At 38.1% G+C, this 22,050-nt stretch carries 20 protein-coding genes; 15 read left to right on the top strand and 5 right to left on the bottom strand.

Translation table 11 applies throughout. The annotated features are described in order from the left end of the window. Positions 1-22: 22 nt before the first annotated feature. Positions 23-2,029, bottom strand: coding sequence for a fibronectin type III domain-containing protein (locus D2V05_RS03360; RefSeq protein WP_119646143.1), 2,007 nt, complete (start codon positions 2,027-2,029; stop codon positions 23-25). Between the two features lie 440 nt (positions 2,030-2,469). Here D2V05_RS03360 and D2V05_RS03355 point away from each other — a divergent pair, with 440 nt between their 5' ends. Further along, a complete protein-coding gene (locus tag D2V05_RS03355) occupies positions 2,470-3,690 on the top strand; it encodes a site-specific integrase (protein ID WP_119646264.1) in 1,221 nt (406 codons plus the stop codon). Between the two features lie 197 nt (positions 3,691-3,887). On the opposite strand, the gene D2V05_RS03350 is transcribed toward D2V05_RS03355, so the two are convergent. The 3 genes from D2V05_RS03350 to D2V05_RS03335 form a co-directional block, all read right to left on the bottom strand. Beyond that, a complete protein-coding gene (locus tag D2V05_RS03350; RefSeq protein WP_119646142.1) occupies positions 3,888-4,892 on the bottom strand; it encodes a vWA domain-containing protein in 1,005 nt (334 codons plus the stop codon). A 6-nt stretch (positions 4,893-4,898) separates the two neighbouring features. After that, positions 4,899-5,585, bottom strand: a complete 687-nt coding sequence (locus D2V05_RS03345; protein WP_147378218.1) for a hypothetical protein — start codon at positions 5,583-5,585, stop codon at positions 4,899-4,901. 452 nt (positions 5,586-6,037) lie between these two features. Then, positions 6,038-7,531, bottom strand: coding sequence for a WG repeat-containing protein (locus D2V05_RS03335; protein ID WP_119646139.1), 1,494 nt, complete (start codon positions 7,529-7,531; stop codon positions 6,038-6,040). A gap of 195 nt (positions 7,532-7,726) precedes the next feature. Between D2V05_RS03335 and D2V05_RS03330 the strand changes: the two genes are divergently transcribed. The 3 genes from D2V05_RS03330 (at position 7,727) to D2V05_RS03320 (ending at position 11,170) form a co-directional block, all read left to right on the top strand. Continuing rightward, entirely contained in the window at positions 7,727-9,502 is a 1,776-nt protein-coding gene (locus tag D2V05_RS03330; protein ID WP_119646138.1) for a tetratricopeptide repeat-containing sensor histidine kinase, read from the top strand. 1 nt (position 9,503) lies between these two features. Next, positions 9,504-10,253 (top strand): LytR/AlgR family response regulator transcription factor, encoded by a 750-nt coding sequence (locus D2V05_RS03325; protein ID WP_119646137.1) that lies wholly within the window; start codon positions 9,504-9,506, stop codon positions 10,251-10,253. A 320-nt stretch (positions 10,254-10,573) separates the two neighbouring features. Continuing rightward, positions 10,574-11,170, top strand: a complete 597-nt coding sequence (locus D2V05_RS03320; RefSeq protein WP_119646136.1) for a hypothetical protein — start codon at positions 10,574-10,576, stop codon at positions 11,168-11,170. 83 nt (positions 11,171-11,253) lie between these two features. Here D2V05_RS03320 and D2V05_RS03315 read toward each other — a convergent pair whose 3' ends face one another. Next, on the bottom strand, positions 11,254-11,469 hold the full coding sequence (locus D2V05_RS03315; RefSeq protein ID WP_108425037.1) for a helix-turn-helix domain-containing protein: 216 nt from the start codon (positions 11,467-11,469) through the stop codon (positions 11,254-11,256). Positions 11,470-11,625: 156 nt separating this feature from the next. Between D2V05_RS03315 and D2V05_RS03310 the strand changes: the two genes are divergently transcribed. The 11 genes from D2V05_RS03310 to D2V05_RS03260 all read left to right on the top strand — a co-directional run bounded on the left by D2V05_RS03310 (position 11,626) and on the right by D2V05_RS03260 (position 21,999). Then, positions 11,626-12,816, top strand: coding sequence for a hypothetical protein (locus tag D2V05_RS03310; protein WP_147378217.1), 1,191 nt, complete (start codon positions 11,626-11,628; stop codon positions 12,814-12,816). A 10-nt stretch (positions 12,817-12,826) separates the two neighbouring features. Then, on the top strand, positions 12,827-13,171 hold the full coding sequence (locus tag D2V05_RS03305) for a hypothetical protein (RefSeq protein WP_119646134.1): 345 nt from the start codon (positions 12,827-12,829) through the stop codon (positions 13,169-13,171). Between the two features lie 29 nt (positions 13,172-13,200). After that, positions 13,201-13,548 carry a hypothetical protein gene (locus D2V05_RS03300; RefSeq protein WP_119646133.1) on the top strand — a complete coding sequence of 116 codons (348 nt, stop codon included), beginning with the start codon at positions 13,201-13,203 and terminating at the stop codon, positions 13,546-13,548. Between the two features lie 30 nt (positions 13,549-13,578). Continuing rightward, positions 13,579-13,923: a hypothetical protein gene (locus D2V05_RS03295; protein WP_119646132.1), complete on the top strand. Its 345-nt coding sequence runs from the start codon at positions 13,579-13,581 to the stop codon at positions 13,921-13,923. Between the two features lie 743 nt (positions 13,924-14,666). Further along, positions 14,667-16,439, top strand: a complete 1,773-nt coding sequence (locus tag D2V05_RS03290) for an ATP-dependent nuclease (protein WP_119646131.1) — start codon at positions 14,667-14,669, stop codon at positions 16,437-16,439. Then, complete coding sequence (locus D2V05_RS03285) at positions 16,429-18,396, top strand: UvrD-helicase domain-containing protein (protein WP_183114777.1); 1,968 nt, start codon at positions 16,429-16,431, stop codon at positions 18,394-18,396. Before D2V05_RS03290 ends, D2V05_RS03285 begins: the two co-directional genes overlap by 11 nt. Before the next feature lie 214 nt (positions 18,397-18,610). Next, the gene (locus D2V05_RS03280) at positions 18,611-19,120 is read left to right on the top strand and encodes a hypothetical protein (RefSeq protein WP_147378216.1); all 510 of its coding nucleotides are present in this window, start codon (positions 18,611-18,613) and stop codon (positions 19,118-19,120) included. A 237-nt stretch (positions 19,121-19,357) separates the two neighbouring features. Next, positions 19,358-20,593 (top strand): DNA cytosine methyltransferase, encoded by a 1,236-nt coding sequence (locus tag D2V05_RS03275; protein WP_119646263.1) that lies wholly within the window; start codon positions 19,358-19,360, stop codon positions 20,591-20,593. Continuing rightward, a complete protein-coding gene (locus D2V05_RS03270) occupies positions 20,586-20,849 on the top strand; it encodes a MutH/Sau3AI family endonuclease (protein WP_119646128.1) in 264 nt (87 codons plus the stop codon). The genes D2V05_RS03275 and D2V05_RS03270 overlap by 8 nt, the downstream gene beginning before the upstream one ends. 32 nt (positions 20,850-20,881) lie before the next feature. Next, entirely contained in the window at positions 20,882-21,157 is a 276-nt protein-coding gene (locus D2V05_RS03265) for a transposase (protein ID WP_072882405.1), read from the top strand. Positions 21,158-21,180: 23 nt separating this feature from the next. Continuing rightward, a complete protein-coding gene (locus D2V05_RS03260) occupies positions 21,181-21,999 on the top strand; it encodes an IS3 family transposase (protein ID WP_119645567.1) in 819 nt (272 codons plus the stop codon). Positions 22,000-22,050: the final 51 nt, after the last annotated feature.

The following is a 22,050-nucleotide window of genomic DNA, read 5'->3' as shown; positions in this document are numbered from 1 at the left end:
CGGTGGCTTTTGTTTTTCATCATTACTCCACCACACTGAAAACTGTCCACGCCCAATCTGAAAAAATATTATTTTCATCAGAATAACGAATACGATAATAATATTCTGTGTTCAGTGAGTAGGGTGAAATTGTTTGATATTGGGATTCACCAATATTTTCGACATCAAGAATAATACTGTTAAAATCAATATCAGTTGCCACTTGAAGTTGATAACTAACAGATTCAGGTGCATAATTTGGATTTGGAAAATAGGCATCGCTCCAATCAAATAAGGGGGTGCTATCCAAGATATACCCAGTAGGATATATTGCTGCCGTATCTACTGGAATAAAAATAAACTTAAAGTTTAGGGGAATGCTCCACTCGGATAAGGCTCCGTTCCCATCTTTCAATCTCAATCGATAGTAATACGTGATATTATAATCCAACGGCTCACTTACCTGATAGAAGGTTTGTGTAATGGAACCCACATCCAATTTAATATCGTTGAAATCAATATCTGTGGAAACTTGAATTTCATAGGTAAAGTCCTCGGGGGGTTGATTGATAAAATATGGTTCTTCCCATCGAATAATTGGTGTACTATCACCAATTTCTTCTGGCATCCCAGTCAATAGTATGGGTAATTCAAATTGAAAACTTTCGGTTTCCCACTCTGAAAGCACTCCATTGGAGTCCATTGCCCTGACACGCCAGAAATAGGTTACATTGTCCTCCAAAATTGTAGATGCCACATATTGATTTGTTTCTAATCCGGAATCTACGTTCTCAACTAAATTTGAAAACTCGGAATCAGTGGACAACTGAAATTGAAAAGAGAGGCTTTCCACCATATCATGTTCCCAACTAAAAATGGGCTTACTGTTGCCCATCTCCCCTCCTCCACCAGGTGATAAATTATTAATTTCAATAGTTTTGATTTCGAATGTACTTTGCTTCCATTCACCCACAACATTCTCTTCTTTAAGTCTCACCCGCCAATAATAGGTCCTTCCTCTTTCCAAAACCTCAATGTTTGATATTTGAGTACCTACCACGTTATTGGCGTCAATCAACAAATTTTCAAAATTTGAAGTATCCGACAACTGAACATCATACATTACGGTTTCCTCTATACTAGGAACCCAGTTTATGGTAGGTTTTGTTTCTTCAATAAGACCACTTGGGTAAGCAGGAGTCACATCATATCCATTTATTCTTCCATTTCCATCGGAATCCACATAAAGTTCAAAGTTGGGCAGACTATACTCCACCCCTAGACTTTCAAATCTTTGGGTGAGATTATTTTTTATGGAATTCGGATTCACCTGAAAACCACCTTCCATAATCTTATTGACAACAAAATCAGTTTCAATGATACCATCAGATTCCAAATCGTTGGCAAACTTAGTAACCAACTCAGAAAGTTCACCATCGCCATTGCTCCCCTGCAACACACAAGAAACAGCAAGAAGTATGGCATTACCCGTACCTTCCTGACTTATATCCATATCCTGAAAAGGACCAAGATCATCAATAATGTCCTCTGGAATATTAAATGCCCGCAACACTTCCTCCTCGGCTTGATTCTTGGCCTCATCAAATGACATGTTACTATTTATCATTAAATATTTAATACGCTGTCTGGAAAGCGTTGTCAGAATATTGATGTTCGCCTTTTTTGTGTCTTGAACCTGAAGGAAACTCCTCAAGGTTACCTGACCGTTTGAAAGTTCTCCGGTAATCTCATTAAAATAAAATCCCGTTGCTTCAATATCAATTTTGTCTGTATTGAGGGAACTATTGAATTCAAAAGAACCAAAATCGTCTATCGTTTCTGTATTGTAGGAGGTGCCCGTTGCCTCAAGGCCTTCGTTCAGTTCCACTATTAAAATTCCTGAACCGGCAACAAACGGTCCCTTTTGAATCAAACTATTGTTCAAATTAATAGTGGAATGATTTTCATCCACATTAGTTCCCGTATCCTCTTTTTCGGAAGAGCAACCAATTAATGAAAAGAATAATAGTAAGGGTACAATTTTATTCATGCCTGCAGAGTTTTCCAATAATGCTTTTCTATGTTCCAATAGAACGTAAATTATATAGGGTTATTCTCACGTAGGGGATAATTATTAAAGCTTGACTGAAAAAGGTTTGGTTGATGCTATCTTTTTTGTATCTCTTTATTGATTCAAATAATATCTCAAAAGATTTAAACCGAAAAATAAAGGTCTTTAATAAAACCTCTTGACAAACAAAAAAGTCCAACACTAAAATTAGTATTGGACTTTCATTTTTGCTCCCCCTCTTGGGCTCGAACCAAGGACCCTCTGATTAACAGCGTCGTCGAAAGGGGTACAAGCAAATTCAAATTTGTTGTTATTTAATTGATTATCAATATTTTACTAAATTTTGTTTTCAAACGGAATCAATTGAAACCAAGCTTTTGCGTGCAAATTGCGTGCAAATTTTTTTATAACTTATGTTCATGAACACGAGTATAAAGCTAAGTTTGGACACCCGCAGAATGACCCAAAATGGATGTTTTCCCATCATTTTGAGGCTGACCCATTTTAGAAAAACCACTTCAATCAAAACAGGTCATTATGTCCCAGAGGAATACTGGGATCATCATCGATGCAAAGTAAAGAGAAATTTTCCAGATGTTGATTCGGTTCACTTGATGAATACCCTTTTGTTAAAAAAACAAGTCAAGGCGCAGGAGGTTATCAATAAGCTGGCCGATAATGATCAATTGGACAGACTTACAGCCAAGGATATTGCCGATAAAATCGTCAATAGAAAACGGTTAAACTCGTTCTATGAGTTCGGTCTTCAAAAAGCGGAAGAGCTTATAAAGGAAAAACGGATTGGCACGGCAAGGAATTATTCCGGGATTATTGGAAGACTAAAGGTGTTTACCAACAACCGAGATTTAAAATTCAATGAACTCAATCTTGAATTCCTAAAACGATTTGAAAGGCACCATCTATCAAAACCAGGCAATACTATCAATGGAATTGCATCTTATATGAGAACAATAAAGGCCATCTACAATAAAGGAATCAAGGAGGGCATGGTGGATGAATCTCTATACCCTTTTAAATACTACACCATAAAAACAAAGCCTACTGAAAAAAGAGCCATTAAGATTGAAAGCATCAAGAAAATACTTGAAATGAAAACCAAGATAGGTTCCAATCACTTTCACTATCGCAATTATTTTATTCTTTCCTATCTGATGTTAGGCATGTCCTTTATTGATATGGCATTTCTGAAAAGAGATAATATCATCGATGGCCGTGTTAAATTTCAAAGACGGAAAACAGGAAAACGCTACGATATAATTATAACCGATCAGATTAAACCTATCATTCAATACTATCTGGACCATCCTAATCCTTCTGGATTTCTATTGCCCATAATCTATCGGGACACTTTGGAATTGCAGTACAAAGATGCCCAATGGGAGCTTAGACGTTATAATATTGGTTTAAAAGAAATTGCAAAAGAATGTGAAATTGAAGAGCGTTTAACGTCTTATGTTTCAAGACATAGTTTTGCAACCCATGCAATGTTCAAAAAAGTGCCCTTGGAAGCCATTTCCGCAATGATGGGACATAATAAACTCAGTACCACCCAAATTTATCTTAAGTCATTACCTAGCAATGTACTTGACACATATCAATTGGAGCTTAATTCGATTTAATGATAGAGTTTTATCTTGTTTGAATTGTATTCTCCTTTATTAATCATGGCTAGGTCTCTCATTTCAGGGAGCACTTTTATATCTACTGTTCCAACAATTGAGAAGTTTAAAGTTCTAATCGTTCCTGTTTGAGCTTATTTTGTATTTGAACTATCAAGGAAGGAAATAAAAATTTAATTCTATAGAAGGGACAGTTTCTACCACTCAACCTCAAAAGGTAAGCGTATGGTATCCCCATAGGGCAAAAGGATGGTCATCTCATGCCTAATTCTTCCCCTTTTCCCAAATTTACCTTTGCGCCTATGAGCAGACCACTCTGTTTGATACACAGTTGATGTTCCCTGTATTAAACTTCCCAAATTACCAAAAACACTTAACAGTTGTTCGGTTTCGCCGGCATGTACATAAGCTCCTTGGGTTTCCAATGCTTGCTCTCTTAGGGTTTTTGGATCACTGACCAACCCAATATTGAATAAAGGTATTCCCTTTTCAAGAGATGTGGCCACAGCACTATGGTAATCCGCCCTGCCACTGGCCACACCATCCGTTAGTGAGACCAAAGCCTTTATCTTTGTAGGAGCATGGATATCTAAGTATTTAAGAATGGAATCTTGCGCCTTGAAGAGAGGGCTTCCCCCTGTTGGGTTTACCAACTCCAATTCCTCAATGCTTTTTTCAAAAAATGTGGTGTCCTTTGCAAAGTCTTCCCCGTAAGATCGAAATTTACCTCCTTTTCCACCAAAGGTCCACAACATGAGATAATTTTCCTGTCCAAAGTTTTCATTGAACTTTCGTGCAGCTGCAATTCTCTGGTTATTCCTGTCATTGCTGGACATACTACCACTTTGATCGATCAACAGTACGGCAGTGAAAGATTCTTTTTTGTTCAGACTCACCTTGTCAAATTCTTCCTGTTCAAAAACTATCCACGGACTTTTTAGACTGTCTATGAGTACGTCCGCACTCTTTAGGGCTTCCTCTGCATGTTTTGAGTCCTTTAAAACAGTAAAGTGAAGGGTAAAATGTATTTGATCATCCGTCCTTTTCAAGATTTTCTTTTCCAGAAGTGCCACGGCTGGTTTTGAACCATCGTCCAAGGGTTCCACCACTTCAGCACCACAGAATCTAAAGGACAACAGTGCCAACAACAATATCACAATAAGCAAAAGATAAATTATTCTTTTGTTTTTCTTTTTGGTCATAGCAGCCTATTTTTCAACAAGGGTGAATTTTCCGTCATATAACTTGTACTTTGCCTCTCCTTTGATTGAAGGGCAACACATGGCATCGGCCTCTGCATACGAAATTGTATCGAACCAAAAAAAGCCCTCATCATCAATCTTTTTAAAGGAAGTAGTTCCATCTCCTTTTCCGCCTACAAATTCATGGGCCTTTTTTTCGATTTTTCCATTCCTCACAATCCCATATAAAAAGCGTAGGCCCCAAGTATCCGTCCCTGGGTAAACAATCACTGAATATTCCAATACGACCTCTTTATTCCCATAGGGATCGGTATTTAAAATATGAAGCGTATTAACTTGATCAATACTGAATTCTTCGTCTTCTTTCAAAAAAAGCTCAAAGGCTTTGAGTACTTTAAGCTGTTCCTCTGTTTCAACAACTAGATTCTCTCGTAAGGGCAAATCTGTCAAATGGGACTTATCTTCCAAGGTCCCATCCTCATACCATTCCTGTTTTGTATCTGCCTCCTCCAAGGTATCCACCATCATTTCTTGTTCATTGGCAGCATTCCTGTTTTCTTCAATTACATCGTCTTTCTCGTGGATGGAGCTTGGATTAGTGCGATGGCGCTCTGGCTCCCCGTATTGCTTCTTCTGTTCTTGTTTACAAGAAACCACAAAAAAGAGAACCAGTATTATCTGGAAGTATTTCACTCTCAATAACCTTTTATCATTGCTGTATTATTTATGCTCTATAAAGTTGTCTTTTTTGTTCACTCGGCTAACAACAAATAGAAAAACACTTTAATAATAAATCCATTAACATCCCATACAAGAAGAAAGGGTCCCAAAGACCGTAAAAACCAACCCGCCCCAAATCATAGCATACTTAAGCCATATTTTGATTACATCACCAGGTTCCAAATCCTTTATTTTGGTTCCGTTTGGATTAGGTTTGTAATTAATGCCGACCACCAATAAAGCTATTCCTATAATCAATAAAATAAATCCCATGCTATTACATTAATAATTAAACATTGTTGTTTTGCTATATCTCTAAATCTAAAATCTCATCCTTTGATAAAATCCTTGCGTGGGTACCACTTTACCCAAAAATTGCAATTAATCCCCATCAATGAACAAGCAAAATACATTTCCCTTAGGAATCACCATTTGGAAGCTTCACCTTTTATAATCATAAACACCCCGTTTTGATTGACATATCCATCAATGATGTCCGCACCGCCATCCCGGATATCATTGGACTTCTTCCAATGCATGTGCTTCAATCCAGAAACGGAATCAAAGTAAAACTCCTCCAATTCGCCAGTTCCTGGAATCTTGGTTATAAAGTTGCCATAAACCCCTGTTTTGCTCTTTGGGAATAAGAACCCTCCGTACAGTTTCTTACCATCATATAGGGTAAACAGTATCATGGATGATTCAATCGGTCTATTGGTATAGGAATAATGAGGGAAAACCAGCGTCGTGGATTTAACATTCCCTAAAATCCCGAACATTTGCAAAAATTCCATATCTGAGTGGATTTTTAATTCCTCGTCCATTATGATGGATTCACCTGCTCTATTTGATCCCTTAAAAGAATATCCTAAATTAAAATCATCAAAGGATGGGATGCCTTGGTCAGTAAAGACTACCTCTCCCTTTTTATTGATAAAACTATATTTGGCTGGCTCTTTATAAAATACTTTGGCCAGACCGTTATGGAAAAGACCTGGGGGTTTCGTAAATTGCATGGGCGTTATTGGATTTCCTTTAATGTCGATAAATCCATACTTCAATTCCCCGAATTCATTGTAATCCCCAACGACCGCAGCTCCTTCATTGAAAACTGAACCCCATTGATACTGTGGTTGAATAACCCACTCATCCATCAAATTCTTATATCCTTTCAAAAAGCCACCCTTTGGGTTATTAATCGATATTTGCACCAATCCATCCCCCACGAATCTCTCGATGCCAGACATATGACCACTAACCACAAATCTCTTCCCGTCCAAATCATAGAAATAATTGCGAGTATCTAAATTATTTCCATTGTTGCCCACTAAGAAATAATTTCCAAAAACAACTCCTTGCCCTTTTTCAGTTTGGATAAATTTCCCTTTCGGATTCACAAAGCCAATTGGTGTTTTAGTATTGTAGGTTCTTCTTATCAAGAAGAATCCGTTATAGGAATCATTGGGAAGAAAATCATAGGTATTGAACGGGACCAAAAACTCACCCTTGGCATTGATAAGAGCTGTTGAGGACCCCTTCTCCACAATAGCCGCACCTTCATGAAAATCATAAAGCTTGTCTACATCCAAAACCACAGCGTCAGGGTGAACATCTCCTGGCTCTAAGCTCTGTTGGCCTTCTTCTTTTGCCTTGTTCCCCTGGTCTTCTTCTATTCTGTTAATTGCTTTTTGGTTTGGTTCAGATTCGGATGCATTAGCATTTTCACTCTTTTTTTTGTCCTTTTTCCCAAAAATACCCTTGAAAAGCTCCTTGCCCTTGTTTAAGGCATCATTGGCCTCATCAACATTTTTCCCAACTTTTTCAATCTTTCTACCAGTTTTACTTTGGGCATTTAATGTACAATTACACGCCAAGACCATAGTAATCATTAAAATAGTTGTGAATTTTATAGTTTTCATTCTTTATTGCTTTTTCTTATATAGAATCGTTTTTTTTCTCATTAAAGCTACCTTTCATCTTTCGGATTGCACAACCATAACCATTAACCGCTGGAGTTGGATTATTTTCTGCGCGCTTACCTGCGATTTTTGTTAAAAAATAGTATCTTGAACCTAGCTCCAAAGACCTGCTTTTTGCCCAAAACACCAATCTTTATGAAGCAAAGCATAACTATTTTTCTCTTTGGAATCCTCCATTTAACAATTACCTCGCAACAGATTCCCTTGGATTCCATAGTGAAGTTGATGGAAAACTATGGCGAGCCCGATACAGCCTATGTGGACATGCGATTGGACTACATGAAGAACAAAATTTTTTTGACCCCTACGGATACTACATGGTTGGCTTACGGGGAAGAGACCTTAAAAATGGCAGAAGATTTGGATTATCCAAGAGGCATGGCCATGGCCCATGAACGCATTGGTGTGGTTTATCAACACCTATTGTCCAATCCATACAAAGCGATAGACAACTATCAAAAGAGCCTATTGTTAATTGAACAAAACGATCATTTCAAATTTCTTGAGACTTCCGTAGTTGGTAACATAGCCAACATTTACCAAGAACAAGGTGAACTGAAAAAGGCCCTGACCTACTACAAAAAAATTCCTCTTAGTTCAGAACATCGTGTGCTTGCTTCGGCCCAAATTGGGAGTGTCTATAGTGATCTTGGAGTGCAGGACTCAGCAGTTTACTATTACAGAAAGGCCATAGAATGGTCCGAAGAGGATAAAAATCCATTGTTTGAAGCATATTCAAGGACAAATATGTCACTTATTCTTTACAGGTTGGAACAGCATAAGGAAGCATTGGAAAATATAGAAAAGTCTCTAAGCCTCATCGATCAATACGGATTGGAATTTGTACGATCGACAGCATATGCCAATGCCGGTATGGTCTATTTGGGAAACAGGGATATAGACAAAGCAGAATTCTATGCACAGAAAGCATTGGGTCTAAAGGAGTCCTTGGACAATCTATTTACCCAAAAAACCATTTGGGGCACCCTGACCGACGTTTATGAATATAAGAAAGATTATGAAAATGCTTTTTACGCCCATAAGAAGTATACTACACTCAATGATAGTATAGAAAGTGAAGATCGAATATTGGAAATTAGTAGAAAGGAAATTCAATATGAGGCGGACAAAAAGCAGACTTTAGCACAAGCAGAGATACAGCGCCAGAAAACCATAAAAAATGCATCATTTTTGGGCGGAGGTGGATTGTTGCTCGCCACGTTTGGGGGGCTGTTCCTCTACAAACGTAGAAGGGATGCGCTTTACCAAAAGGAGAAAGCCGAATTTCAGGCCAAAGTGGCAGATACCGAGTTGAAGGCCCTTCGCGCCCAAATGAATCCACATTTCATCTTCAATTCCCTTAACTCAATCAATTCCTTTATCATGAAAAATGACAGGGAAGCGGCCAGTGATTATCTAAAAAAATTTGCCACACTCGTAAGAAAGACCCTTGAAAATTCTGAAAAGAAAGAAATCCCCTTAAAAGACGATCTTGACCTTTTGAACACCTATTTTGAAATCGAAGGGAAACGTCTGCCCAATAAATTTGACCATGTGTTCCATATTGATGGGTCTATTGAACTAGACAATACCCTTGTTCCTCCTTTGATTTTGCAACCCTTTATCGAGAACAGTATATGGCATGGCATGGCCAATAAAGAAAGTAAGGGAACCATTATTATTGAGGTCAAAAAAAAGGGAGACTCCCTGTTATACATTGTAGATGATAACGGTATCGGTCGAAAACCCGAGGCCAGGACCGCTGTCCATAAATCCATGGGTATGCAAATTGCCACCAACCGAATTGAAATCATCAATGCCACTGAACAATCTAAAGGGAACATACACATATTCGATAAAGAAGAAGGTCTCCGTGTAGAAGTCGAATTACCTTTAACTCTGGCATTTTAATATGAAAAAAGCCCTTATCATAGATGACGAACAACACTGCATAGAAGAACTCCAACATTTGTTGGGCCCATATAAGGGCACTATCAAGATTGTCGGCGAGGCTCAAACTGTTGAAGAGGGAGTTTTATTGATTGATGAAACCAATCCCGACATGGTTTTTTTGGATGTACAAATAGGCGACAAAACCGGATTTGATCTTCTGCAAAAGATTCCACTAATATCCTTTGACATCATATTCACCACCGCATATGATAAATATGCCATTGATGCCTTCAGATTCAGTGCCTTGGACTATTTGCTCAAACCAATTGAAGCAGAGGATCTAAAACGGTCCATTGATAAATATCAAAAGAATTCCACCGCAAAATACCTAGACCTTAAAATGGATGTTCTAATGCACAATCTAAAAAGCCTGGATACCTTAAAGAAAATTACTGTTCCCACCTCTGAAGGCTATGAATTTTTGGAAATCACCAATATTGTCCGATGCCAATCCGATGTGAACTATACTGATATTTATCTCAAATCGGGGAAGAAGGTCACAGTGTCAAAAACATTGAAGAGTTTCGAAGAAATGTTAGAGCCAGCGCACTTTTTCCGTATCCACAATTCTCACCTAATAAATCTAAAAGAGGTCAAAAAATATATTAAGGGTAAAGGGGGCCATGTAATCATGGGAGACAATACAAGCATTGAAGTGTCTACGAGACGAAAAGAGGGGCTTTTATCCAGATTAAAATCCATTTATTGATTCTGATTATGTGAATGCCCTAATGAATTTTGAACCCTAAATTATAGATGAATTCTCGAAATTTCAAGATGTGTCATTGTCATGACAAATCTTGCTTTTGCTCCCGAAGGTCGCAAAAGGTAAAGTAAAAAAGGAACCAATAATGCCAATAAATCAGGCCAGCCAATATTGTAATATCTCTTTTTTAGATTGATGAACTTTCTATTGTTGGCTTTTCCATTTTTGATTTGCTCAATGCCGCACAGCTCCAAAAGTGCGTAAGAATTATCTTTGAAAAGAGCAGTTTATTATTTTGATTGACACTATTAAGGTTTTTTATAATGAAAGAAAGCATTTATGTAATGGCAATGGAAATTGGAAGTGAATTCCCAGATGGAATTACTTTTGATGAGTTGATAGAGAAAATTGAGGAAAAATCGGGAAAGAAAATTTCGATTAATGCAAAGTATGGTCTTGTGGAATGGTTCGTGGATGCATTTACAACAGATGACCGTATAAGGGCAAGTTCACATAAGCCGTTTGAAACTTACCATACGATGATTCCTTCCTATTTTAGAGATAAACGAGACTTTTACGTACCAGCATTTCAAGATTTTCAACGAGCAAAGTTTGTTCTGTCAGGAAAAACCTTTAAACAATATATAGATTATTTGGAGTTAAAAGAATCAAGAGAGCAGGCTTTAAAAGCGAATAAGACGGCTAAAGTTTCCATATTGATTGCTATGATTACTCTATTTGCATCTACAATTATTCCATTGTTTTCAAAGCCAATCCCGCAGCCACCCTTTGAAGTCGAGGTAATTGATGATAAGGTACAAAACCAAGCGATGGAGCTAGAAATCAGAACATTGAAAAAGGAATTACAAAGAGTCGAGACGCTCATTCAAACTTATAAATCTGATACATTAAATGATTAAATCCAAGATTAAGCAAACGAAGCAAAGCGAAGTGCTGCAAGCCCAAATCTTACCGAAACTAATTTACTGAGCGAGGCAATATCCTAATTGGGAAGCTTCACATCCCCATATAATTCCTTCATCACTTCACAGGGGTCAATAGCAATGGCCAATGAAATCAGGTAGAGCTCCTCTGCCCTTAGTTTGGTAGTAGGATTGGAACTCAATTGACTTATCCTTGATTTACTTATACCGGTCCTTCTCGCAACTTCCGCTTTGTTGATGGACTTTTTGGCCAAATACAATCCTAGGTCTGTCATTATAGAGTGAATGTAAAATTTTGATACATAAAGATAGATTTTAGATACACCTATATAAAATTTTATCAAATTCGTATAGAAAATGAGTATTTATTTTATACATTGGTATAGAAATTCTACACGAATGGATTGAAATTCACCTTAAAACTTCGACATATGGATTCCTTAGCACATAGAAAGAAACAGCTAGACCCCCAGATACAGGGGCTTTTATCGGATATTATCAAAGTAATTCCAAATGTCGTACGGGTCTTTCTGAACAAGGGACATGAAAAAAAGAACACTTTTAGATTCAGGTGGAACATCATAATTGATGCACCTAAAAATGATATAAACAACAAGTTCCTCCCCGTGGTCCAAGGGTTGTTTTTTCACCATCAAGATCATTTCCACAATCTCTTTTCCCATGATTACGCCAAAACGGAACTGGCTAATGGAAACCTATTTTTCATCAACCATTGTCTGACAGAACATCTCATATTTGGAAATCGGGGTATTGGCTTTCCTTGGAACCAACATGAAGACCTGACCAATAAAAAAGTCCAGAAAAACATTGAGGAGGACTTTCGGACATCCATGGAAAGTTGTCTGGCCTTTCAAAAAGGGTTTAAATTCTTTATATCGCATAACAACTTTTCCCAAGCTGCCTTTATGGCCCATCAAGGCTTTGAACTGGGATACAGGGTACTGGAAGGCCTTCTCTGCGGAAAGGTCAAAATCTGCCATAAGATAGAGGTCCATCAAAAGTTCTTGGAAAGGAACATACACCGAACAAAGGGAATGTTCAATCTTGAAGACAATAAAGAAATGGAATTATTGGAACTGTTGGACAGGGCCTATTCCAGTTCAAGATATGAAAACTCCTTCCATATTGAAAGGGGTCAGTTGGACATTTTGGAACAAAAACTTGAATGTTTCTTGGATGAGATCAAGCAATTGTTCGAAAAGGAACTTGAACTTTTACAAACTTATAACACAAGTGGAAAAAAGATTTCCGTTGAACCTCAAAATATAGAAGCCCCCAACCTATTGGACACGATTAGGCAGTTGAGTAAGGAAAACTTTGCAATGATGAGACCTGCTAATCGAAGGACCAAAAAAGGGTATTATCTCAACCATGTCTATGTCCACAGCCACTTTTCCCTTTTCTACACCTTAAGATCGACCCTGAATGTATGTATCCTGGCCTTGGACGATCAATGTGATATGACCTTGGACATCAAAAACATCAAAGAGGATGTAAAGACCGTACTGGAGTTTGCAAAGAACCTCGTACCCTTGGAAGAGGGAAACTTTCTGGATGAAATGCGGGAACTCATGCTTTCCGATAAAGAAACCGCAACTTAACAAGGAGGCCATGGAAAAGAACGAGGAAAGCCAAATAAGCGAAAAGGAACTACTGGACAAAGTGATTGGTTTGTTAAACCCTAGAAAGCGAAGATATCATGGGAAGGACGAACCACAAGTCCAAGAAGTAGTGTTCAGGGTGGAAAACAATTCAGAACTGCGTTATGTCATCTCTTGTCTCTTGCGGCTGTGCATGTCCACCATTGACAATGAAAACGAACTGGACTCCCCAAGACTTCCCTTTCTATCCAAGGATGATGCAGTGACCACTATACTCGAGTTGGTCATTGATATTCTTCCCGATGACCAATTGGACAGTTACGATCGAATAGAAAAACTCCTTTTGAAGGAATAAGCAAGATTGTCAACCCAAAAACATCAACAATGAAACACAAGAAGAAAAAACTCAAAACCTTGAAGGACATACAAAAGCTTAGAAAAAATCTTACCGGGCTGCTTGGAAACAAAAGGTCCATTGATCCCAAAGGAAACCATGTGTACTTCGAGGTCAGGGACAACAACCATCTTTTGATTCAGATCAGAAGCCTATTGGAGGTCTGTGTATTCGCACTTGATGGTGATGGGATGATGTTGGCTCCTAAAAACAATAATGCATCAAAGGAGGATAGTATCACCCAAGTATTGGAACTGGTACTTTGTATCCTTCCTGATAGTCAAATGCATTATATGGACAAACTGGATGAAATGCTAACGAAACTTGAAAACAGATAATCCCATAAATCAATTCAAATACATCACATCATGGACCCAAACGAAGAAAAGCTCCTAAAGGATTTGAGACACCACTCGAACGACCACTCCCCGACCTTGGTTCCACATCCTTGGTTCAAGGAAAAGTTCCAACCCACTTTCTTTTACCTTGACGGTCATGCCGATCTATTGTTGACCGTTCGCGCATTGATTTATCTTTCCATGAGGGCAATAAACCCCGAATTGGGTTCTGACGATGTAATGGAAAGGAACGAAGAGGAATTCATCCATCAGGCGATGACCATAACCAATCGTTTGATGCCGGTCGGTGAAGAAGCGTTAATGGACCATTTGAACCTGTTTTTCAGAGAGGAAAAGAAAGCCAGGGATAAGTAATGATTTAGAAATGACGAAAGCAATTTTGCTCCAAATAGACCTTGGATTTTCATTTTTTACGCTAAAAATTCCTTGATTTTATTGGGCTGAACTTATTTTTACGCTAAAAATGGTATCTAAGCAGAAAGTCAAGACGGTCAAAAGAATAGCTTCAAAATAACATTTGACTAAAGCCTTAAACAATCATTTTTTCATCAAAAATTCATTGATTTTACTGGGCTGAGAGCATTTTTTCATCAAAAATGGAAAATCGGTCTACAAAATTAATTAACCAAATAAATGTCTTCATTAGACACTTCAACTAGACTCCAAAAAACCATTTTTTAGTCAAAAATCCATTGATTTTACTGGGTTGGGCGCTTTTTTTAGTCAAAAACGTCATAATTGCTATTATTCAATATTTTTGACAAACACCCTAAAAATGTGTTTTTCCGAAGGAAAATGAATCAATAGCGCCGCGCTTGCGCGCTATCCTCTTGCTTTACATTTTTCTTTTGCGAAGCAAAACAAAAAAGAAAGCGATCCAGCATTGGAAGCCAAATCTTTCATTTCATGACATTATTTAAAAGCCTTACAGAATTCCACATTTAACAATTAATTGAAATTTCTTACATTTAGCTTAATCTCCCCCATATTTAATGTTCGCCCAGTAATTTTCTAGGCATAGTCAACCAAATTGGCATTATATGCTGATAAAAGTTGGGGGACATGCAAAAGCATGAAAATGGAACAAACTTATTAGAATGCACATAAGCAATATAAAACTATGGAACTTCAGAAAGTATGGATCAAAAGGAGTTTTCGATCCTGATGTCCCCAACATTGATTTGAATTTCAGTTCCGGGCTAAATGTGCTCATTGGTGAGAATGATTCTGGAAAGTCTTCTATAATTGATGCCATCAAACTAGTTCTTAGAACGCATAGTTTTGATTGGATTCGTGTGGAGGAAAAGGACTTTTACAACGAGTCAAATCGACTTAGAATTGAAATCACATTTGACGGATTATCACCTGAGGAGGCAAAGAATTTTACAGAATGGTTGGGATGGACAGGTACCGGAGAAGATGCATTACCTTATTTAAGGGTCATTCTGGATGCCAAGAGAAATAATGAAAAGATATTTCCTGCTGATGTGAGGGCGGGTGTAGATTCTGAAGGATACATGTTGACATCAGAAGCGCGGGAGTACTTGAAATCAACCTATTTGAAGCCACTTCGTGATGCGGAATCTGAATTGATTGCAAAAAAGAACTCCCGACTTTCGCAAATACTTATTGGTGATGAGGCTTTTAAAGGAAAAGAAAAAACACATGAACTGGTAGGGATATTCAACAACTTCAGTGAAGATTTAAGAAAATATTTCAAGGGTGAATTTGAACTTCCTTCAGCCAATGGTGGCAATCCATCACTCCCACAAGAAGGAAAGAAGATTAAAGACAAAATTGATGGTCATATCCAATCATTCTATTCAGCTGATCAGGAAAGCGAATTTGTGGCTACCAGGAGTAACATCAAACCAATTCTTGAAAAACTTACTCTGACACTGAAGGATGAAGAGAATCCTGGACTAGGCACCTTAAATCGCTTGTTCATGGCTGCCGAACTGTTACATCTTGGTAAAGAAAATTGGACGGGAATCCGATTAGGTCTGATTGAAGAACTGGAAGCGCATTTACATCCTCAGGCACAAATGCAGGTCATAGAAGCTCTTCAAGAACAAAAGGAAATTCAACTCATTTTGACAACCCACAGCCCAAACCTTGCTTCAAAAGTGAAGCTAGGAAATCTTATTATTTGTAAGGATGATAAGACCTTTCCTTTGGGCAGTGCTTATACTAACCTCAATCCTTCAGATTACAAATTCCTTGAAAGATTTTTAGACACCACCAAATCCAATCTGTTCTTTGCGAAAGGAGTGTTGTTGGTTGAAGGTTGGGCTGAGGAATTGTTGTTACCTGCCTTGGCCAAAAAAGTAGGTTTTGACCTGACCAAACGTGGAGTTTCTGTAGTTAATGTGGCAAGCACAGCATTTTTAAGGTATTCAAAAATATTTGTCAGGAAGCTACCTTCTGATGCCAAAATTCCTGTCCCTGTAGCTATCATTACGGATTTGGATGTAAAACCAGATGATGAAGCTACAATTGCTGGTAACGGAACAAAAAAAGATGCTGCTATCCGTAAAAATCGGATATCCTTTGACAAGGATAATGTGCAATCCTTTACTTCTCCGCACTGGACTCTTGAATACTGTCTTTTTAAATCAACCTCATTAGGAACATCGTTTCAGGAAGTGGTAAGGACAATACACAACCGAACGAATTGGGATGATTTTGAAAATAGGCTAACTGAGAAGTTAGAGAACAAAAGTTTGAAGAAAACCGAAATAGCCGATCGACTGGCACAAATGCTTATAGACGATATAAACAATGGTCAAGCTATTACAATCGATCCTGAGGATGAAACAGATTGTATAAATTATATCATCAAAGCTATAAAACATGCCTATGGGAATTAGTATCACTCCGGAAGACATAGCTTATGCGGAGAAGATTTTACTTCCTGAAGGCAAAACATTTGATGAAGAACGCATAAATTTCATTGCGAATCTTGATACAATAGACTTACAGGCAGTTCCGGGCAGTGGAAAAACGACAGCGCTTCTTGCCAAACTTCTAATACTGGAACGCTACTTACCCTTTGAAGATGGTTCGGGAATCTTGGTAATTTCCCATACGAATACGGCTGTTGACGAGATTAAGAAAGTTGTATCCAAACACTGCAACAAGCTATCGGGTTATCCTTCGTTCATTGGTACAATCCAAGCATTTGTGGATCACTTTCTAGCTATACCATTCTATACTTTGAAGTTTAACTTTAAGCCTTATCGAATTGATGCAGATTTATATGATGAAAAGGCTAAGGAACTATTCAGTACTATGCCAAATTCTGCCGCTAAATCCTGGATGAATAGACGTCATGAACCAGAAAATTTCTTTGCACAAATGCGTTTCGACACTGAATCAAATATTGTTTCTGGTATAAATGGAAATATAGTTCTCAGAAGCGCATCAAACTCAACTACGTACAGACAAATAAAATCATATAAAATGAATCTGTTGAAATGGGGTTATTTGCATTATGAAGATGCCTATTGGTTGGCAGATTTGTATATCAATAGTTATCCTGAAATTAAATCGTTTTTACAAAAGAGGTTTAAGTACGTTTTCGTAGATGAAATGCAGGACATGGATGTCCATCAGTACCAAATACTTGAAAAAATATTCTTTGATGAAGGTAGGTCAGTATCAAAATTTCAAAGAATCGGAGATAAAAATCAGGCTATCTATAATGGATCAGTCAAAATTCAAAATATCTGGACCAATCGTCCAAGTGTTCTCGCTCTTAATGGTAGCCATAGGCTTCCGCCACACTTTGCTGATATTGTCAATTGCTTTGCTCTGGAAAGAGAAACTGGCTTTCATGTTAATGGTCTTGGAGAAACTGCAGTTCAACCACATATAATTATTTATGACGATGTCTGTATCAGTAATGTTATAGGTCGATACATCCAGATAATTCGAGCCTATCAGGAATCTAATCACATTCCGTTAGATCCGGACCATCCATTCAAAGCCATTGCATGGAATACTGACTGGAAAAAACCGGAGGACGTTGAAGACGCTGGCAAAATACGTCTTGTAGATTATCATCAGTTGTTTACGCGAGAAAGTCATAAACCAAAAAATGAATATTCAGGCCTTATGAGTTATCTCAGGTATTATGATCGAACCAAAAAAACACTGGAGCCAATCCGCAAGAACATTCTCAATGCCCTTTTAAAAGTTCTTCGTCTCGAATCAGTGTTGGACGACAAGGGACGATATTATACTAAGCGGAAACTAATAACACAATTACGCGAAAATGTCACAGGCGATTTTTATGAAAAATTCAATCAGTTAATTTACAATACGTCTATTGAAATAATTAAGGGGCATGAGGATTCAGCATTTCAACTTGTCAAAGATTTCATCCCTGAACTGCTGGCGATATTCGGAAAAAGTATTTCAAGCAGTTCTGAGTTTATCAACGCTACAATTCAAACGAACGAAACAACAGAGGAAGAAGAAAACACGGGTTCGGACAATCCAAATATCATAGAGCTGGATGGGGTTCAAGTTGAAATAGGCACAGTACATTCTTCAAAAGGACAAACCCATACTTGTACCCTTTACTTGGAAACATATTACCAAGGTGATTATGAATCTGCAAGACTCGCAGGGCAATACAGAGGACAGGAATTTCCAGCAACAGAAAATAGAACTTATCACCAACAATCAGCCGTGATGTCGTATGTCGGTCTTTCAAGGCCGACTCATTTGCTTTGTGTAGCGGTTCACCGAGACAGATTTAACGAACATCTCACTGATATTGATACATCAATTTGGAATATTATTAGAATTGATCAAGAGTAAAAGGCAAGATGCCCCAACAAAGACGTATTTAAACTCGGAAAATGTTCTAGTAAACCTAGATTAATGATAAAAAAAATGAAAATAGGGAAATCGCATATAACACGGTTTTGACATCAGAAGGAGGATATTGTAGAATGGTGCTTGGCACTTATTTTCAACTATAGTATTGGGTTTAATTAAAGCAAGCCATGACAATAAAAAAAAAACTCACGTTATGAATTATCAGGAAGGAATTGAACACATGCAAAATATAATTTCTGGATTAGAACCTAACACAACCGATAGTTTTAATGTGGGAAATTTAACTATCACATATCCAGGAAAGAAGAAAAAAGGTGACTATCGATTGACAATCAATGGTGTGCCACCAACACATACGGATATCGTACGTACGATATATAACTATACTACTTCAGCTAATTTTGACCAAGTTGTTGAATTTTTAGATGATGTGTACAAAAATGGTTTAAATGCAACTTCTACTCTATTTCCACGGTCCTTCATCGAAAAATTATTTTGGATTACGCTTCAAGAGGAAATAAACTACCCATCTCCACAATATCAAGGAAGAAAATTACCATTTTGTAGATTTTATGAGGGAGCTTTATCCAAGATATCTTCGGTTAATTTATTGAACGTTTTAAACAGAACTAATAATCATGGTTCTAGAGTTCCCAATTTGTACAAAACTGGTTCCATCTTAAGGCCATCATTCTATAATTGATAATAAGTAATATTTAACAGGACATCTTGGAAATTAAATGGCCTTTAAACCAAAGTTCAATTTTCTAGTTAATATTTTTGCTTAAAATCATTAACAATACATGTTAATTTAACTTACGAGTATTCTCAACGTTTATAAAAGTGATTTAATACCTTTAATGACTATCATGTGATGTCAAATGTTTTAAAGTCACGAAAAGTTGATAATCCGAAATTTAATTTGTGCAGTATGAAAATCATGGAAGAAAAACTTAAAGTAGTTGAACTTTTTGCTGGAGTAGGTGGATTCCGCCTTGGTCTGGAGAAAAGTAATTACAAAGTTGTTTGGTCCAATCAATGGGAGCCATTGACCAAAACGCAACATGCATCTATGGTTTACGAAGCTAGATTTGGAGAAGAAAATCACTCAAATCAGGATATTGCAACCGTACCAACAGACAAAATTCCAGACCATGATTTATTATGTGGGGGGTTTCCATGCCAAGATTATTCGGTTGCCACAACCTTACAAAATTCAAAAGGGCTTAAAGGCAAGAAAGGAGTTCTTTGGTGGTCAATCCACCGAATTTTAGAAGAAAAGAAAAATAAGCCAAAATATCTTTTTCTAGAAAATGTTGATAGACTTTTAAAATCCCCAGCAAAACAAAGAGGTCGTGATTTTGCTGTTATGCTTCAAAGTTTGAACGAACTTGGATATGCGGTTGAGTGGCGGGTAATTAATGCCGCCGATTACGGAATGCCACAAAGAAGAAGACGAATATTTTTTATTGGCTATCATAAATCAACCGAGGCTTATAAACGACTTCAAAAATCTAAAAAAGTTGATTGGCTTTTGGACAAAGGAACTATTGCAAAAGCCTTTCCAGTAGTTACAACAAATTCGATACTAGAGGTTGAATTGAAAGGCAATCTGGTTGAAATAACAAATAATTTCAACAAAACAGGAAAACAATCGCCTTTTCAAAACACCGGATTATTAGTAAATGGAAAAGTTTTTACCATTAAAACAGAACCCAACTTTGACGGAAGATTTACAGTCTTAGGTGACATTTTACAAAATGGTGAAGTTACAGACGACTTTTTTATTGATGATAATGACAAACATAAATGGGAGTATTTGAAAGGTTCGAAAACTATTGAACGAGTTTCAAGTGAGGGTCATAGGTATAAATATTCAGAAGGGAGTATGATTTATCCAGATGCTCTAGACAATGCGTCAAGAACGATTATTACTGGTGAAGGTGGAAAATCACCTTCAAGATTTAAACATGTAGTCGCTTCTGACAGAGGATTGAGAAGACTAACACCAATTGAATTAGAAAGACTAAATATGTTTCCCGACAATCACACCAAACTTGATGGTATTACAGATACAAAACGTGCATTTTTCATGGGAAATGCATTAGTTGTTGGTGTGATTGAAAAAATTGGAGTGGAGCTATACAAGCAAATAAATCAATTTGAGTATGCTTGATGTTACCTCGGCAGATTCAATAATTAAGTTCGCTAATAAACTAAAAGGACTTACATTAAAACAAGCCTGCGGTAATGAAATTGAAAAACACGGATACCAAGGAAAAGGCAATTTCGGTCAAATTTTAGAAAAGTTTTATTTCGGTTATGAGCCAAATTCTGAATCTCAACCCGATTTTAAAGAAGCAGGCATTGAACTAAAATCAAGTCCTTTGAAAATATTGAGAAACGGAGAGTGTAGATACCCCAAAAACTAGGGCAGTAAGTTTAATCATTAAATTTACTGAATATGACACGAAGAAAGTTTACCCCGAAGTTCAAGACCAAAGTGGTCCTGGAAGCCTTGAAGGAACGGCATAGCCTTGCCGAACTTGCCCAGAAGTACGAGATACACCCTACCCAGATCAGCGCTTGGAAGCGCGATTTCCTTGATGGGGCCGAGCAGGTGTTCGAATCGGGCAAGAAGGATGCCCGCAGCGAGACCGAAAGGGAGAAGGACAAACTTCTAAAGGCCATAGGCCAGTTGAAGGTCGAGAACGATTTTTTAAAGGACGCCTTGCGCTGAGACCACTCTCCGAACGCAGAAAAATGATACGCAAGGGTCATTCCAAGATGAGCATTGCAAGGCAGTGCAGAACATTGTCGGTCCATCGCTCGGGGCTCTATTACAGGCCAAGGGGCGAGAGCGAACTGAACCTGAGGCTCATGCGCGAGATGGACGAGCATTACCTCCACCATCCCTTCAAAGGGGCCAAGCGGATGCACATCTGGCTGACCAGGGACAGAGGGTACAAGGTGAGCAGGAACCGTATCGAACGGCTCTATTACAAGGTAATGGGCCTCAGGGCCGTCCTTCCGGGAAAACATACCTCCCGAAGGTGCAAGGACCACAGAACGTATCCGTACCTGCTGAGGAACCTGACCGTTGACAGGCCCAATCAGGTCTGGGCCACAGATATTACCTATATCCCCATGCAACAGGGATATCTCTATCTGGTGGCCATCATCGACCTGCACAGCCGCTATGTCCTGAACTGGAGCGTGTCCAATTCCATGGATGCCCAATGGTGCAGGGAAACATTGGAAGAGACCATAGGTGAGCACGGGACACCGGAGATCCTCAATACGGACCAGGGGAGCCAGTTCACTGCCGAGGAGTTTGCCAACTATGTTTTGGGTCAGGGAATACGCCTGAGCATGGACGGCAAGGGAAGGGCCACCGACAATGCCTTTATCGAAAGGCTTTGGAGGAATGTAAAGTATGAGAAAATCTATCTGAACCCTCCAAAGGATGGTATGGAACTCTATCTGTTATTGGCAGAGTACTTTGATTATTACAACCATGAAAGAAGACATCAGTCCATCGACTATGAAAGACCCATCGATCTATTCAAGAGAGCAGCTTGATAATTATATTGGTTTTGTAGAAAAACTGTCCTAAAGATCGGGGTATCTACA

The organism is Flagellimonas pelagia (genome assembly GCF_003584135.1).
GTDB lineage: Bacteria > Bacteroidota > Bacteroidia > Flavobacteriales > Flavobacteriaceae > Flagellimonas > Flagellimonas pelagia.
The sequence above is the reverse complement of the archived record's forward strand: the minus strand, read 5'-3'. Positions and strand labels throughout refer to the sequence as shown.

Excerpts from the sequence above, each read along its gene's own strand:
- D2V05_RS03360 (WP_119646143.1), bottom strand. The coding sequence starts at position 2,029 with ATGAATAAAATTGTACCCTTACTATTATTCTTTTCATTAATTGGTTGC.
- D2V05_RS03355 (WP_119646264.1), top strand. The coding sequence starts at position 2,470 with ATGAACACGAGTATAAAGCTAAGTTTGGACACCCGCAGAATGACCCAA.
- D2V05_RS03350 (WP_119646142.1), bottom strand. The coding sequence starts at position 4,892 with ATGACCAAAAAGAAAAACAAAAGAATAATTTATCTTTTGCTTATTGTG.
- D2V05_RS03335 (WP_119646139.1), bottom strand. The coding sequence starts at position 7,531 with ATGAAAACTATAAAATTCACAACTATTTTAATGATTACTATGGTCTTG.
- D2V05_RS03330 (WP_119646138.1), top strand. The coding sequence starts at position 7,727 with ATGAAGCAAAGCATAACTATTTTTCTCTTTGGAATCCTCCATTTAACA.
- D2V05_RS03325 (WP_119646137.1), top strand. The coding sequence starts at position 9,504 with ATGAAAAAAGCCCTTATCATAGATGACGAACAACACTGCATAGAAGAA.
- D2V05_RS03320 (WP_119646136.1), top strand. The coding sequence starts at position 10,574 with ATGAAAGAAAGCATTTATGTAATGGCAATGGAAATTGGAAGTGAATTC.
- D2V05_RS03315 (WP_108425037.1), bottom strand. The coding sequence starts at position 11,469 with ATGACAGACCTAGGATTGTATTTGGCCAAAAAGTCCATCAACAAAGCG.
- D2V05_RS03310 (WP_147378217.1), top strand. The coding sequence starts at position 11,626 with ATGGATTCCTTAGCACATAGAAAGAAACAGCTAGACCCCCAGATACAG.
- D2V05_RS03305 (WP_119646134.1), top strand. The coding sequence starts at position 12,827 with ATGGAAAAGAACGAGGAAAGCCAAATAAGCGAAAAGGAACTACTGGAC.
- D2V05_RS03300 (WP_119646133.1), top strand. The coding sequence starts at position 13,201 with ATGAAACACAAGAAGAAAAAACTCAAAACCTTGAAGGACATACAAAAG.
- D2V05_RS03295 (WP_119646132.1), top strand. The coding sequence starts at position 13,579 with ATGGACCCAAACGAAGAAAAGCTCCTAAAGGATTTGAGACACCACTCG.
- D2V05_RS03290 (WP_119646131.1), top strand. The coding sequence starts at position 14,667 with ATGCACATAAGCAATATAAAACTATGGAACTTCAGAAAGTATGGATCA.
- D2V05_RS03285 (WP_183114777.1), top strand. The coding sequence starts at position 16,429 with ATGGGAATTAGTATCACTCCGGAAGACATAGCTTATGCGGAGAAGATT.
- D2V05_RS03280 (WP_147378216.1), top strand. The coding sequence starts at position 18,611 with ATGAATTATCAGGAAGGAATTGAACACATGCAAAATATAATTTCTGGA.
- D2V05_RS03275 (WP_119646263.1), top strand. The coding sequence starts at position 19,358 with ATGGAAGAAAAACTTAAAGTAGTTGAACTTTTTGCTGGAGTAGGTGGA.
- D2V05_RS03270 (WP_119646128.1), top strand. The coding sequence starts at position 20,586 with ATGCTTGATGTTACCTCGGCAGATTCAATAATTAAGTTCGCTAATAAA.
- D2V05_RS03265 (WP_072882405.1), top strand. The coding sequence starts at position 20,882 with ATGACACGAAGAAAGTTTACCCCGAAGTTCAAGACCAAAGTGGTCCTG.
- D2V05_RS03260 (WP_119645567.1), top strand. The coding sequence starts at position 21,181 with ATGATACGCAAGGGTCATTCCAAGATGAGCATTGCAAGGCAGTGCAGA.